The sequence below is a fragment of the Paenarthrobacter sp. CCNWLY172 genome (assembly GCF_037402035.1).
GTDB lineage: Bacteria > Actinomycetota > Actinomycetes > Actinomycetales > Micrococcaceae > Arthrobacter.
In genome coordinates this window covers 149,180-163,688 of record NZ_JBBEGB010000006.1, presented here as the reverse complement: position 1 = coordinate 163,688, position 14,509 = coordinate 149,180, and the positions used below count along the sequence as shown (strand labels likewise).

Sequence of the window (14,509 nt, the reverse complement as noted above, 5' to 3'; positions counted from 1 at the left end):
AGCGAGTAAACGGAGGAAGACAATGGCAGAATCGAACTTACTGACCGAGGCTGGTCACGGAAAGCCAGGCGACGCCGACGGGGGACTGTTGGGCAGCGTCGCCCCACAGATGGAGAAATGATGACTATTGCCGCGAGCACTGACACAGAGTTTCCCGAGCCGCATGTCGCAGACACCCACGATCTCATCAGGGTCCAGGGTGCGCGCGAGAACAACCTGAAGGACGTCAGCATCGAGATTCCGAAGCGCCGGCTGACGGTGTTCACGGGTGTCTCCGGCTCAGGAAAGAGCTCCCTGGTTTTCGCCACGATCGCTGCAGAGTCGCAGCGCATGATCAACGAAACGTACAGCGCTTTTGTCCAAGGGTTCATGCCCTCGCTGGCCCGCCCCGACGTGGACGTGCTGGAAGGCCTGACGACGGCCATCATCGTTGACCAGGAGCGCATGGGCTCCAACCCCCGTTCAACAGTTGGCACCGCCACGGACGCCAACGCCATGCTCCGGATCCTCTTCAGCCGTCTCGGCCAACCACACATTGGTTCACCCAACGCCTACTCCTTCAACGTCCCCACAGTGAAGGCCAGTGGAGCCATCACAGTAGAGCGCGGCGAGGGAAAAACGAAGACAGAGAAAGCCACGTTCAACCGCTTGGGCGGTATGTGTTCACGCTGCGAAGGCATGGGATCCGTCAATGACTTCGATCTCACGGCACTCTACGACGACACCAAGTCGCTCAGCGAAGGCGCGCTCACCATTCCCGGGTACACCATGGATGGTTGGTATGGGCGGATCTTCAGCGGTTCCGGGTTCTTCAATATGGACAAGCCCATAGCCAAGTTCACCAAGAAGGAACTCCACGATCTCCTGTACCGTGAGCCCACCAAAATCAAGGTGGAGGGAATCAACCTCACCTACGAAGGCGTCATCCCCAAGATCCAGAAGTCGATGCTCAGCAAGGACGTGGACGCCTTGCAGCCCCACATCCGCGCATTCGTTGAGCGGGCCATCACGTTCACCACATGCCCGGAGTGCGAGGGCACCAGGTTAAGCCCCGAAGCACGGTCTTCGAAGATTAACGGCAAGAGTATCGCCGATGTCTGCACCATGCAGATCAGCGACCTCGCCGGCTGGATCCGCGAACTCCATGAGCCCTCAGTGGCGCCCCTCCTGAAAGGACTCCAGCACCTTTTGGATTCGTTCGCGGAGATCGGGCTTGGTTATCTGTCGCTCGACCGGCCTGCCGGCACGTTGTCCGGGGGAGAGGCGCAGCGTACCAAGATGATCCGGCACCTGGGGTCCTCCCTCACCGATGTGACGTACGTTTTTGATGAACCCACCATCGGACTCCACCCGCACGACATCGAGCGAATGAACCAACTGTTGCTGCAGTTGCGGGACAAGGGCAACACGGTGCTCGTGGTGGAACACAAGCCCGAAACGATCGCAATCGCAGACCACGTGGTTGACCTTGGCCCCGGCGCAGGAAGCGGCGGGGGCTCTGTCTGCTACGAGGGAGATCTGGAGGGTTTGCGGGGGAGCGACACCATCACTGGGCGCCACCTGGACGACCGTGCTTCGATCAAGGATTCAGTACGTTCCGCCACCGGCCAGCTGGAGATCCGGGGAGCCTCAACCAACAACCTCAAAAACGTCGACGTCGACATCCCCTTGGGCGTTCTCTGCGTTCTGACCGGCGTGGCAGGCTCAGGCAAAAGCTCACTGATCCATGGCTCGGTGGCCACGCGTGAGGGCGTGCTGGTGATCGACCAAGGCGCCATCCGCGGCTCGCGCAGGAGCAACCCCGCGACCTACACCGGACTCCTGGAACCCGTCCGTAAAGCCTTCGCGAAGGCAAACGGTGTGAAGCCGGCCCTGTTCAGCTCCAACTCGGAAGGCGCCTGCCCTACATGTAATGGCGCCGGTGTCATTTACACTGACCTCGGAGTCATGGCGACCGTGGAATCCACCTGTGAAGAATGCGATGGAAAGCGCTTTCAGGCATCAGTTCTGGAATACACGCTGGGGGACCGCAATATTGCAGAAGTGCTTGCAATGTCTGTGGATGAGGCGGAAGTCTTCTTCAATGAAGGAGAGGCCAAAACGCCGGCCGCGCACAAGATTCTGGACCGCTTGGCAGATGTTGGCCTCGGCTATCTGACCCTTGGCCAGCCGCTGACCACGTTGTCCGGCGGTGAGCGCCAGCGCCTGAAGCTCGCCACGCAGATGTCCGAAAAGGGTGACATCTACATCCTGGACGAGCCGACCACCGGCCTGCACCTGGCCGATGTCCAAAATTTGCTGGGAATGCTGGACCGCCTGGTGGAGTCGGGCAAATCCGTGATTGTGATCGAACACCACCAAGCAGTGATGGCGCACGCCGACTGGATTATCGACCTGGGACCTGGCGCAGGACACGACGGCGGAACGATAGTTTTCGCCGGAACGCCGGCTGAGCTTGTGGCCGGGAAATCAACGCTGACGGGCAAGCACTTGGCGGCTTACGTAGGTGCCTGACGGCTCCAAGCACTGCTGGCCGATAGATTTACGCCGGCCAGCAGTGCCGTTGCGGGCTTTTCCGCGGTAGATCTCAGGCAGGACCCTCACCCCTTCCTGATACCTTTCTAGAACGCCGATAATCTACATTATGTAAAGTAAGGTGAATGAGGTCCTCCCCGTTGACCCGACGCCAGCCGCATCGCGCCTTGCCTCATGCTGCTTTATTTCACGCCGAACCTCGCACTAGTGCGGCCAGCATTGGGCTGACGTCAGGACATTCTGCGGCGCCGAGTCAGGGAAACCAACCGTCTTCGCTGCACTTGACCCTTGCTGCACTCCTGCTAGTATCGAAAAAACGAAAGCATGTCCTATCAAAAGAACAAAGGGTGACATACTCGGCGCGTCGTACGTAGTGGCGGAGCGGAGTTGAGCCGGGAACGCGGGGAACATTCAGTGGCGAATCAACTTGGCCTGAACATCGACCGATCCTCCCCCGTGCCCCTTTACCATCAGGTCGTCCAAGGCATCGAAGCCGCGATCCACAGCGGCCTCCTGGAGCCCGGAAGCCGGCTGGACAACGAGATTGACCTCGCAGCACAGCTCAACCTGTCCCGGCCCACCATGCGTAAAGCCATGGATGAACTGGTCCGTTCCGGCCTTCTGGTCCGCAAACGCGGCGTCGGAACCCAGGTGGTCTCCAGTCAGGTCCGTCGGCCGCTGGAGCTCTCAAGCCTGTTTGACGACCTCACCAACAACGGTAAGAAACCCACCACGGAAGTACTGAGTTTCTCCCACATGGAGGCTGACGCGCCAACTCTGGCAACCCTGCAACTCCCGGCCGGTTCCAAGGTTTACCACTTCACCCGCCTGCGCAAAGTGGGCGGTAAGCCATTGGCGTTGATGGAGAACTGGGTTCGCGACGACATCGCCACCATGGACGAAGCCATGCTTGCGGCCGAGGGCCTCTATGCGATTCTGCGCAGGGGTGGCGTGAACTTCCGCTTGGCCACGCAGCGGATCGGCGCAATGATCGCCAATGACTACCAGGCACCCCTTCTTGAAACCGACGTCAACTCTGCTTTGGTCACCATGGAACGTACCGCGGTAGACGACACCGGGCGACGGGTCGAAACCGGCCATCACGTGTACCGCGCCGATTCCTACAGCTTTGAAATGACCCTCGTACAGCGCTAAACGCAAAGGACTCCCCTGCCATGACCAATTGGGTCTACCCCCTGGGCACCGCCGCAGACGGCGACTGGGATATTTCACTCGGAACCTCCGACTCCGCAACGGTGGTGGACGGCTGGGCCCATACGGGACTGAAGGTCGCGACGCTCGCCGCGGGCGCCGCCGTCGAACTTCCAGCGGTGAGTGAGGAACGGATTGTGGTTCCCCTCAACGGATCATTCACTGTCACAGTGGACGGCGTCGAACACCCCCTTGGGGGACGTTCATCCGTATTCAACGGTCCCACTGACGTCTTGTATTCAGGCATAGGCAAAGCAGTCACCATCAGTTCGTCCGACGGCGGTCGCGTCGCTGTGGCCACTGCCCCGGCACAAGCCTCCCACCCAACGCGACTGGTAACAGCTGCTGAGACGCCGGTTGAATTGCGTGGAGCCGGCAATTGCTCACGGCAAGTCCACAATTTCGGGACACCGGCTGCCCTGGAAGCAGACCGTTTTATTGTCTGCGAGGTCATCACCCCTGCCGGCAACTGGTCCTCCTATCCCCCGCATAAGCATGATGAGGAGAAGGACGGAGAAACGCACCTCGAGGAAATCTACTATTTCGAGACCCAGGTTGCCGCCGGCTCCGGCGCTCCTTCCGAGGCGGATGCCATTGGCTACCAGCGGGTATATGCCTCTGATGAGCGCCCCATTGATGTTTCGGCAGAGGTCCGCACGGGTGACGTAGTCCTGGTTCCCTACGGCTGGCATGGCCCCGCCATGGCGGCACCTGGCTATGACATGTATTACCTCAACGTGATGGCTGGTCCCGGACCGGTCCGGGAATGGCTCATCAGCGACGACCCCCACCATGGCTGGGTCCGGCAGAGCTGGGACGGCCAGGACATCGACCCACGGCTTCCGTTCGGGGTTTGATCCGGCCGATGGCCTTTCGCTGCAAAGAGAAAGCCTCCTCCAGAATCCTTTGGATCCTGGAGGAGGCTTTTCGTTCGTCAGAACGTGACTGTCAAGGCCACCTTTACCGGCGATCCGGTGACCAACGATTCCTGGGCCGCGTCTGCCACCCGGGATGCTGCTACGGCATCTTCAGGCGTGCACGGGTTCTCCCGCTCCCCCAGAATCAACTCAACGAATGCCGCCATTTCGGTGCGGTATGCCGCCTCGAAGCGCTCGGCAAAGGTCTGGTGCGGATTCCCCGCCGGGAAGTTGACACCCGGTTCAGCCGAAACCATGGCAGTCTTCGCGTCCAAGCCCACCATGACTGATTTGTTGGAACCCTGGATCTCCAGGCGGACGTCGTGGCCCGCCCCGTTGTAGCGGCTTGCCGAGACCGTTCCCATGGTGCCGTCGTCGAAGGTAACCACGGCAAGTGCCGTGTCCACATCGCCCACAGCACCAATGGCGGGATCACCGTTGTTGGAACCCTTGGCATACACCTCAACGATTTCCCGCCCTGTCAGCCAGCGAAGGATGTCGAAATCGTGAACCGAGCAGTCGCGGAACAGACCGCCGGATGTCGCCAGGAACTCCACTGGCGGCGGTGTCATATCGCAGGTAACGGCACGCAACGAATGGATCCACCCCAGTTCTCCGGCCTGGTAGGCGCGTTGAGCTTCGAGGTAGCCCGCGTCGAACCGGCGTTGATGGCCGATCTGCACCACGCCGTTGTTGTCCCTGACGTAGTCCAGCACCGGAAGCGCATCAGCCACGTTCATTGCCACCGGCTTCTCGCAGAAGACCGGAATGCCGGCGTCCACGCCCGCCCGAATGAGCTCGGGGTGTGTCCCTGTTCCAGTGGCTATGACCAGGCCGTCCAGTCCGGACGCGACGAGTTCCGGGACAGTCGGCACAAATTCAGCGCCGAGGTCCGCCGCGACCGTCCTCGCGTGGTCAGATGCAACGTCAGTGAGGCGAAGCCGCACGTTGACACCTTTGTTACTGAGGTCCGCGTTCAAGGCAGTGATGTTGTTCGCGTGCATGACGCCGATGCGTCCCACGCCGACCAAGCCGAGAATGATGTCTTTCATGATGTTCCTTCCGGGAAAGTACTGCTACAGGATCGGGTGGGCTGAGCCGTCATGTCGCCTTCGCCAGGGAACACGATTCCCACCTGGCGGCGGATCCCGTCAGCAACTTCAAGTGTGCGAATGGAATCTGCGAGCATTCGTTGGCCCGCCTGCAGGCCACCCTCGGCAATGGTGCGGGCCACGGCTGCAGCCTCGTAGTGCAGGCCTTCGAAATGTCCGCCTCGTGCTTCGTTGTAACGAAGCCGGTGCCCCTCGGGGAATCTGACTTCGAACGCGCCCGGCATATTAAAGGGGCCTTCAATCACCAGAGTCGCCAGGGTTCCCACAATCGTGGCTGCCGTGGGTGTGAAATTGTGCAGGTGGGTGTTCACGGTTGCCTGCGCACCGCCGTCGAACGACATGATGGCTGATAATTGGGCGTTGACCCCTGTCTCGTGGGGCTGACCCAGTGAATGGAGCCGACGTGGACTGCCCAACACCTCCGTGACCAGTGCCAGAGGGTACGTCCCGAGGTCAAGAAGCGGGCCTCCGGCCAGTTCGGGATTAAAAATGCGGTGTGCGGGATCGAAGTGCTCACCATACTCGGCAACAACAGTGCTGATGGTACCCAGCGTTCCGGCCTCCAGGAGTTGCCTGATCACATCGAACTTCGGCAGGAAGAAGGTCCACATGGCTTCGGCGGCAAACACTCCCGCGGCCCCTGCCCGCGCAGCAATGTCCTTCGCTTCGCGGGCATTGAGCCCCAGGGGCTTTTCGATCAGTACATGCTTGCCGGCGTCGATCGCCAATACCGCTGACGCGTGATGCACGGTGTGGGGCGTACAGACGTAGACGATGTCCACATCCGGAGCGGTGGCTAGTTCCTCATAGCTTCCATAGGCGGCTGGTACGTTGAATGACTCCGCAAAGGCTTCTGACCTGCTCAGCGAACGGGATCCGACGGCGGTTATCACCTGCCCGGTATGCGCCTGGACAGATTCCGTGAACCGTTCGGCGATCCACCCCGGTCCCATGATGCCCCAGCGAAAGGCCGGAGCATCCCGGGATTCCGGGACACGGGACTGTGGCAGCAAAGCAGGCCTCATGAATAGCTGACTTTCGTAGAGGCACCGTCGTGGTGCAGTGACTGGATCATTGCCTGCGCAACGAGTGCTGCGTTGAGTCCTTCCTGCGCGCCGGCCAGCGGAGGCTTTCCTCCGTTGGCAAGTGCGGAGATCCAGGCCTGCAACTGGATCCGGTACGCATCGGCGAACCGGGGACGCCAGTCAGGCGGAATGGCCTGTTGCTTTGTTCCGTCCTGTTCCATACCGAGCAGGGAAGTATCCCGCAACGCCGTAGTTCCCAGCTCGGAGACCACCTCACAGCGTGTGGTGTAGCCGTACCGGGCATTGAGGTACAACTCCAAAGTAGTGAGTGTTCCATCTGCGGTACGAAGTGTCATGAACGACGGATCCTGAAGTCCGTCTCCTGCATTTCGGGTGCACTTTCCTGCCTGCCACGACACTTCTGCAATGGGCGAGTCCAAGAGCCAGGGAATGATATCCAGCTCGTGAATCGCTGAATTGGTAATGGCGGATTCCGAAGTGGTTCCGGGTGCTGCGGAAGCATTGCGACTGATGCAATGAACCATCAGGGGCTCCCCTTGCGACCTCTCCTGCACGGTTTTCCGGAGTGCAACGTAGCCAGGGTCAAAACGCCTCATGAAACCAAGGGAAAGAAGCGACGTTCCCGTTGCGGCAACCATGTCGGCGTCGGCTGCCACCACTTCCAGGCTTTCCAAAAGCGTCGGCGCCAGCGGCTTCTCGCACAGCACCGGGGTCATCGCCTCGAAGCACTCCAAAACCAGGCCGGCGTGCGTGGCATCGTGTGAGGCAACCACCACGGCGTCCACCACGCTGGAATTGATCAGTTCTGACGGGTCCGTAGTGACGCGTGCGGAAGCCGGCGCCGCCGCGGCTGCCCGTTCGGCGTCGAGATCTGCCACAAAAGTGACTTCGGCTCCGCCGATGGTGGTGGAGAGGTTCCTGATGTGGTCCGCGCCCATGATTCCGGCGCCAATGACGCCTACACGGATCGGCATGGTGTTCCCTTCTGATGTATGACGTGAGTCCCGCCTGGATGGAGTGCACAGCGACGCGGGGTGCTCCGGAACAAGCTCCGGAACACCCCGCCTCCTGCTCGCGTCAGGCGTGTTTCGGGCCGCCCGCGTTCACAGTGTCGTCGACGTCAGCCACCTCGGCCTTGACCGCTTCGACCACATCTCCATGGCCCCCCAACTGCTCCAGCTCGTGGGCGAGTTCGGCAAGCTCTGCACCGCCGGCCATCTGAGCCGTAAGTTCGTCCAGGGTGATGTCCTTCTTGTCGTAGTAGCCAATTGATTTGCCGCGTTTGAGCAGCAGGAACCGATCACCCACTGGGAACGCGTGGTGCGGGTTGTGGGTAATGAAGATGACGCCGAGGCCGCGGTCGCGGGCTTGGAGGATGTAGCGGAGCACCACACCGGACTGTTTGACGCCCAACGCTGCCGTGGGTTCGTCCAAAATGAGGACCTTCGCGCCAAAGTACACGGCGCGGGCAATCGCGACACACTGGCGTTCACCGCCGGAAAGCTGCCCAATGGGCTGCTCCACATCGCGCAGGTCAATGCCCATCTCAGCCAGTTCCTTGAGCGTGATGGCCTTCATCTGTTCAACATCCATGCTCTTGAACGGCCCGAAGCCCTTGGTAAGCTCCGAGCCTAGGAAGAAGTTCCGCCAAATCGGCATCAACGGAACCACTGCAAGGTCTTGGTACACAGTGGCGATACCCGCATCCAAGGCATCACGGGGGGAACCGAACTTTCGCTCCTCCCCCATGATGTTGAGCAGGCCTTCATCGTGCTGGTGGAGGCCCGCGATGATTTTGATCAGCGTTGACTTGCCCGCGCCGTTATCGCCCAGCACACAGGTCACTCGGCCGTTGTCCACGGCCATGGTGACGTCACTCAGCGCGATGATGTTGCCGTAGTGTTTGCCCACTCCCTCAAGGGAGAGAAGGTGCACAGGTGTATGGGTCAGGGGGTCGCTTTCGTTCTTAAGCAGAGTTTCCTGGTCGATTGCTTTTGCATTCATTTCCTTGGCCCCTTACTTGAGTTCCGCGCGGCGCTTGACGATGAGGTTGACGATGGTGGCGAGCAACAGCATCAGGCCCAGGAAGAACTTGAACCAGTCCGGGTTCCACTGTGCGTACACAATTCCCTTGTTGGCCATGCCGAAGATAAACGCGCCGATGGCACCGCCCACCGCTGAGCCGTAGCCACCTGTCAGAAGGCACCCTCCGATGACTGCGGCGATGATGTAGAGAAATTCATTGCCCACGCCTTCGCCGGACTGCACCGTGTCGAAGGCGAAGAGGTTGTGCATGCCCAGGATCCACCCGCAGAAGCCAACGCCCATGAACAACCCAATCTTGGTGGCCTTGACCGGTACACCAACAGCCCGGGCGGCATTCGCGTCGCCTCCAACTGCGAAGATCCAGTTCCCCACCCGGGTCCGCATGAGGACCCAGGTGGCGACGGCTACGAGGGCGATCCAGATGAACACGGTGATCTTTACGTCGATGCCCGCGATGTTCACCGACGAGGCAAAGACACCACGTGCGGAGTCAAATCCGTCCATGTTCGAGATGGACGGTGAGGAGACGGAGCCACCGATCAACCGGGTCAAACCCAAATTAAGGCCGGTCAGCATCAGGAACGTTGCGAGGGTGACGATGAAGCTGGGGAGCTTGGTCTTCATAAGGATCCACCCGTTGATGAACCCTATGGCCAGTGACACCAGCAAGGCCAGGATCACACCGACCCAGACATTGGTGCTGAAGTACCAGCTGAACATCGAGGCAGTCAGGGCCGACGAGATCACAGCGACGCCTGTGGAAAGGTCGAACTCTCCACCGATCATCAGAAGCGACACTCCAACGGCCATGATTCCGATGGTTGAGCTTCCGTACAGCACGGTGGCGAGGGCGTTGGGTTGGGTGAACGTCGGGGAGACCAAAGCAAAGAAGATAAAAAGTACGATGGCACCGACGAGGGCACCCACCTCGGGCCGGCCGAGCATCTTCTGCAATGGGCTGCGGCGGGCGACCCGCTCATCAAGGGCGGGAGGAGTGAGCTTTTGAGTGATGGTCATGATAATTCTCCTTGTTGCCGGGCCGGCCGCTGGGCCGGCCCGGCCAGCTGGCTGTTAGCGGATACCCTGTTCAGCGAACTTCAGGACGTCGGCAGCGTTGGACTGATCAACGATGGCAGGTCCCGTGAGCACTGACTGCCCGCCGCCGACTTTGAAACCGCCACGCTTGTTCTGCCACAGCGCATCCACGGCCCCGTAACCCTGGAGCCACGGCTGCTGGTCCACAGTGAACAGGACGCTGCCATCGGCAACCTTTTGGGCGAGCTCCTTATTGAGATCGAAGCTCGCGACCTTTGCCGAACTCCCGGCCGTGCTGACTGATTTCAACAGTGTCAGGGTGATGGGCGCACCGAGGCCGATGATGACGTCGGCATCCTTGGAGGCCTGCAGTTTTGCAGTGGCCGTTGACTCCACCGATGTCATGTCAGCTCCATTGACGTAGAGGATCTCCGTCCCAGGGACTTTTGCCTTAACACCTGCGCACCGGGCTTCCAGTCCTACGTGCCCTTGCGCCTGGATGACGCATACCGGGTGCTTGTATCCGCCCTCTGCCAGGCGCGAACCCACTGCCTCACCGGCGAGCTTTTCATTTGAACCAAAGTGCGTAAACGCTCCAAGCTGCGCGGAGGCCGCCTCCCCCGCATTGAAGCTGACGATCGGAATGCCGGCGTCCGCTGCCTTCTTCAAGGCATCTTTTAATGCATCCGGGGTGGCAAGCGTTACGGCGATGCCGTCAACCTTCTGATCCACAGCCTGCTCAATGAGCTGCGCCTGCCGGCCGGCCTCCGGATCGGAGGTGTACAGGAGCTCCACATTGTCCTTCGCCGCGGCTTCCTCAGCACCTTTCCGTACGGTGTCCCAGAAGGTGTCACCCGCGGGTGCGTGGGCAATCAACGCAATCTTCATCCGCTCCGTGGTGGCCACCTGGCCTCCCCCACCGGCGGAGCCAGCCTCGGGAGCCCTCCCGCCGGTACTCGAACAAGCACTCAGAGCCACCATCGGCACAACTGCCGCAACCAGTGCTGCTTTGCGCCACGAAAAACCAGTCACCATAATCTCCTTTGATCCCAGGCCCGGGCCGCCACCTTGCAGCCTCCGGAGCACCGTCTACGTTTGATCATGGTGACTTGGCTTACGAATGTCAATAGTTTGTCCTGACATTAGTATGTTTGGACGTGGCCGCCGTTGGTTTTATTGCCTGCCCGCCGCGGGGACAGCGGTTGTTCCCCGGATAACCAAAGCTGGCTCGATCAACTTCCTGTGGGAACCCGCCGGGTTGCCTTGGATTCGATCCAGCAGCGCCCGCGCCACCGCCATGCCCACCATGTCGCTGCGGTTGTCCACGGACGTCAGCTCCAAAAAGCGCGACTTTGCCAGGGACGAATTGTCATAACCGACCAACGAAATATCCTCCGGCACCGTCAGGCCGCGGGACTTTATGGCGCCGAGGGCGCCCAGCGCCATGGTGTCATTGGCAGCGAAAATCGCTGTAATGCCGGGATGATGGTCCAAAAGCCAGCAAGCGGAGGCGTAGCCGTCCTCTTCCGAGGTACTTCCCTCCTCCCCCACAATCACCGGATCCATGCCGGCCTGGCGGGTACGCCATTGAAAACCATCCCTTCTGTGGGCAGCGGCGCCACCAGTTCCCGAAAGGTGTCCGATGCTGCGATGCCCAAGGCGCATCAGGTGGTCCGCGGCCATGGCGCCGCCACCATCGTCATCGTTGGTTATCAGGCTTACCTCCTCCGGCACGCCATGACGCCACCCAGCCACGACGGTGGGAACCTCGGCGCCGCCCAGCGCAGTGCCCCCAGGTTCCGCCGCAATGACCAACCCATCAACGTGCATCGCCAGCAAGCCATCCGCGGCCTCCTTGATGCGGTTTTCACCCGGACGCGAGTCAGCGAGCATGACCTGGAAGCCCGGTTCCGTCAGGACGGATTCCATCCCGCGCAGCAGGTCAACAAACCATAGGTTGCGGTAGTCGTCGATGACGAGCCCGATACTTTTAGTCCGGTTGCTCGCGAGCGTGGTCGCCGCCCGACTGGGACGGTATCCCAGCTCCGCAATGGCATTCCGGACCGCCTCGCGGCGCTTGTCACTGACCCGATCAGGGTTCTGCAGGACCAGCGAAACGAGCGACGGCGAGACGCCGGCCGACTTTGCGACATCGTAAATGGTTGGTCGTCGAGCCTGGGGTATGCGTGGAGTCATGAGGCATATCCCCCACGGGCCTGGTCACGGCACAGGCAATGATTGACAGGACATATATACATAGTTACGCTCAAAGTCAGCATACAAAATTGTAGCGCTACAAAATGCCGTTGAGCCTCCCGCCACGGCTGAATTTCAAAGGAGAAATCATGGCTGACAGCCTTGGTGTCGCGGTTATCGGCGCAGGTATGGCCGGTAAGGCCCACGCGGCGGCCTACCGGACAGCGTCTACCCTCTACAGCCCGGTGTTGCCGCAGATCCGATTGGTTTCCATAGGTGACGTCAACGCCGAATTTGGCTCACTTGCTGCCCGCCGCTTTGGCTAGAGCGCCATGACACCTCGTGGCAGGCCATCGCCGAAGCAGACGATATCGACGTCGTCAGCGTGGTCATTGCCAACTCGCTCCATCGCGAGGTAGTTGAAGGCCTCCTGGCCGCCGGCAAGCACGTGCTGTGTGAGAAGCCCCTCAGCGATTCGTTGGAGGACGCTCGCGCCATGGCCGAAGCTGCGCGGGCTGCCGAGAGCCGCGGAAACCTGGCCCGAATCGGCTTCACCTTCCGCCGCACCCCGGGCATTGCCTATATCCGGGACCTCATTCAGAACGGCGTTCTTGGCAACGTCCTGCACTTCAGCGGCCGGTACTGGACCGACTACGGCTTCAGCCCCTCCGCCCCCATGAGCTGGCGCTATAAAGGCGGCCCCGGTTCCGGCGCGCTGGCCGACGTCGGAAGCCACCTGACCTATGTTTCCGAATTCCTCTGCGGCGACATCAAATCCATCAGCGGCGGCCGCCTGACCACCGCGATCGACAAGCGGCCCCTGCCGCTGAGCGCCGTCATGGGTCATGACCACGTTGCCGTCAGCGACACCTTCGAGGCCGTCGAGAACGACGACTATGCAGCCTTCAACGCAGAGTTCGCCAACGGCGCCGGCAGCTTCGAGGTCTCCCGCGTCGCCGCAGGACACGCCAACAGCCTCCAGTTTGAGGTCTTCTGCGAAAACGGCGCAGCAAAGTTCGACCAGCGCCGCCCCAGCGAAATCCAGCTGTTCCTCACCGACGGGTCCGGCAACGAGAATGGCTACCGCCAAGTCATCCTCGGCCCAGGCCACCCCTACATCACTGGCGGGCTGGCCATGGACGCTCCGGAGGTCGGCTTCGGCCAGAACGATGCGTTCGGTTACCAGGCCCGCGCGTTCCTTGAAGAAGTGGCAGGGCTCAGCGATGAAGCATCACTGCCCCGCTGCGCCACGTTCGAAGACGGCGTACGCAACATGGAACTTCTCGGCGCCGTTACCGAATCCGCCCTGAACAACGGAAAGAAGATCCAGCTATGAAGCTCGGCGTCTACAACGCGATTCTCCATGACCGTCCCCTGCCGGAGGCTTTGAAGGTCATTGCGGATCTGGGACTTACGGGAATTGAGATCAACACCGGCGGTTTCCTGCCTGCCGTGCACGTCCCAACTTTTGACGAGATCCTTCAGAGTGATGCCGCCCGTGACGATTACCTCGGAATTTTCGAGGGAACCGGGGTTTCCATTGCAGGGTTGAACTGCAACGGCAACCCGCTGCACCCCAAGCGCGAAATCGGTGAGAAGCATGCCGAAGACATCCGCCGCTCGATCCGTTTGGCCGAACGCCTGGGACAGAACCGCGTGGTGACGATGTCCGGTCTGCCCGGCGGTGAGCCCGGAGCCACAACGGTCAACTGGGTGGTCAACGCTTGGAATTCCGCAGCACTGGATGTACTCGACTATCAGTGGGGCGTCGCCGCGGAATTCTGGAAGGAAACCGACCGCCTTGCTGCGGACCATGGGGTAAAAGTGGCCTTGGAACTGCACCCGCAGAACATCGTCTTCAACACCGCGGACGTCCACAAACTGATTGAGCTCACGGGCGCCACGCACGTCGGGGTCGAACTGGACGCTTCCCACCTGTTTTGGCAGCAGATGGACCCGGTCGCTGTAGTCCGCGAACTGGGGCCGCTGGTGTTCCAGGCAGCCGCCAAGGATGTCCGCGTCAACACGGAGAATGCTGCACTCTACGGCGTACTGGACAACAGCTTCCGTCGGCTTTCCCCAGAGGAGAACCGCACCAACCTCGGCGGGGACGAATGGGCCAACGAATGGCCGAAAAATTCCGCGTGGGACTTCGTGGCCCTGGGCCGGGGACACGATACGGGGTTCTGGACAGAGTTCCTCCGCGCACTGCATGAGGTGGACCCTGAGATGCTGATCAACATCGAGCATGAAGACGTCTCCCTCGGCCGGATCGAAGGATTGCAGGTGGCAGCCCAAGTTCTGCTGGACGCAGATTCGGCTCTTTCAGCTTCCTTGAAGCCTGCCCAAGGCTAGACGGCTTTGAACTGTCGGGCATGACATCCCGACCCTGAGGGGGACAGCGCCAACG

Annotated in this window: 11 protein-coding genes and 1 pseudogene; 5 read left to right on the top strand and 7 right to left on the bottom strand. The window is 60.8% G+C overall.

The window, feature by feature from the left end; all coding sequences use genetic code 11:
• Nucleotides 1–120 precede the first annotated feature (120 nt).
• From WBN73_RS11340 to iolB, 3 genes are all read left to right on the top strand, one after another.
• The gene (locus WBN73_RS11340; RefSeq protein WP_443193259.1) at nt 121–2,514 is read left to right on the top strand and encodes an ATP-binding cassette domain-containing protein; all 2,394 of its coding nucleotides are present in this window, start codon (nt 121–123) and stop codon (nt 2,512–2,514) included.
• Between the two features lie 435 nt (nt 2,515–2,949).
• On the top strand, nt 2,950–3,690 hold the full coding sequence (locus WBN73_RS11335) for a GntR family transcriptional regulator (protein ID WP_207593601.1): 741 nt from the start codon (nt 2,950–2,952) through the stop codon (nt 3,688–3,690).
• A 20-nt stretch (nt 3,691–3,710) separates the two neighbouring features.
• Nucleotides 3,711–4,604 (top strand): 5-deoxy-glucuronate isomerase, encoded by an 894-nt coding sequence (gene iolB / locus WBN73_RS11330; RefSeq protein WP_337340294.1) that lies wholly within the window; start codon nt 3,711–3,713, stop codon nt 4,602–4,604.
• A gap of 77 nt (nt 4,605–4,681) precedes the next feature.
• Here the strand turns inward: iolB and WBN73_RS11325 are convergent, their stop codons facing one another.
• From WBN73_RS11325 to WBN73_RS11295, 7 genes are all read right to left on the bottom strand, one after another.
• Nucleotides 4,682–5,716, bottom strand: coding sequence for a Gfo/Idh/MocA family oxidoreductase (locus WBN73_RS11325; protein WP_337340293.1), 1,035 nt, complete (start codon nt 5,714–5,716; stop codon nt 4,682–4,684).
• Entirely contained in the window at nt 5,713–6,801 is a 1,089-nt protein-coding gene (locus WBN73_RS11320) for a Gfo/Idh/MocA family protein (RefSeq protein WP_337340292.1), read from the bottom strand. The genes WBN73_RS11325 and WBN73_RS11320 overlap by 4 nt, the downstream gene beginning before the upstream one ends.
• Nucleotides 6,798–7,796, bottom strand: a complete 999-nt coding sequence (locus WBN73_RS11315) for a Gfo/Idh/MocA family oxidoreductase (RefSeq protein WP_207593604.1) — start codon at nt 7,794–7,796, stop codon at nt 6,798–6,800. The genes WBN73_RS11320 and WBN73_RS11315 overlap by 4 nt, the downstream gene beginning before the upstream one ends.
• A gap of 103 nt (nt 7,797–7,899) precedes the next feature.
• Nucleotides 7,900–8,826 (bottom strand): ATP-binding cassette domain-containing protein, encoded by a 927-nt coding sequence (locus WBN73_RS11310; RefSeq protein WP_089595159.1) that lies wholly within the window; start codon nt 8,824–8,826, stop codon nt 7,900–7,902.
• Between the two features lie 12 nt (nt 8,827–8,838).
• Entirely contained in the window at nt 8,839–9,885 is a 1,047-nt protein-coding gene (locus tag WBN73_RS11305) for an ABC transporter permease (protein ID WP_207593605.1), read from the bottom strand.
• Nucleotides 9,886–9,939: 54 nt separating this feature from the next.
• Nucleotides 9,940–10,935, bottom strand: coding sequence for a substrate-binding domain-containing protein (locus WBN73_RS11300; RefSeq protein ID WP_207597561.1), 996 nt, complete (start codon nt 10,933–10,935; stop codon nt 9,940–9,942).
• A 141-nt stretch (nt 10,936–11,076) separates the two neighbouring features.
• Nucleotides 11,077–12,099, bottom strand: coding sequence for a LacI family DNA-binding transcriptional regulator (locus tag WBN73_RS11295; protein WP_337340291.1), 1,023 nt, complete (start codon nt 12,097–12,099; stop codon nt 11,077–11,079).
• 149 nt (nt 12,100–12,248) lie between these two features.
• Here WBN73_RS11295 and WBN73_RS11290 point away from each other — a divergent pair.
• Nucleotides 12,249–13,435, top strand: a pseudogene (locus WBN73_RS11290) (Gfo/Idh/MocA family protein).
• The gene (locus WBN73_RS11285) at nt 13,432–14,454 is read left to right on the top strand and encodes a sugar phosphate isomerase/epimerase family protein (RefSeq protein WP_337340290.1); all 1,023 of its coding nucleotides are present in this window, start codon (nt 13,432–13,434) and stop codon (nt 14,452–14,454) included. The pseudogene WBN73_RS11290 and the gene WBN73_RS11285 overlap by 4 nt, the downstream one beginning before the upstream one ends.
• The last annotated feature ends 55 nt before the right edge of the window (nt 14,455–14,509 follow it).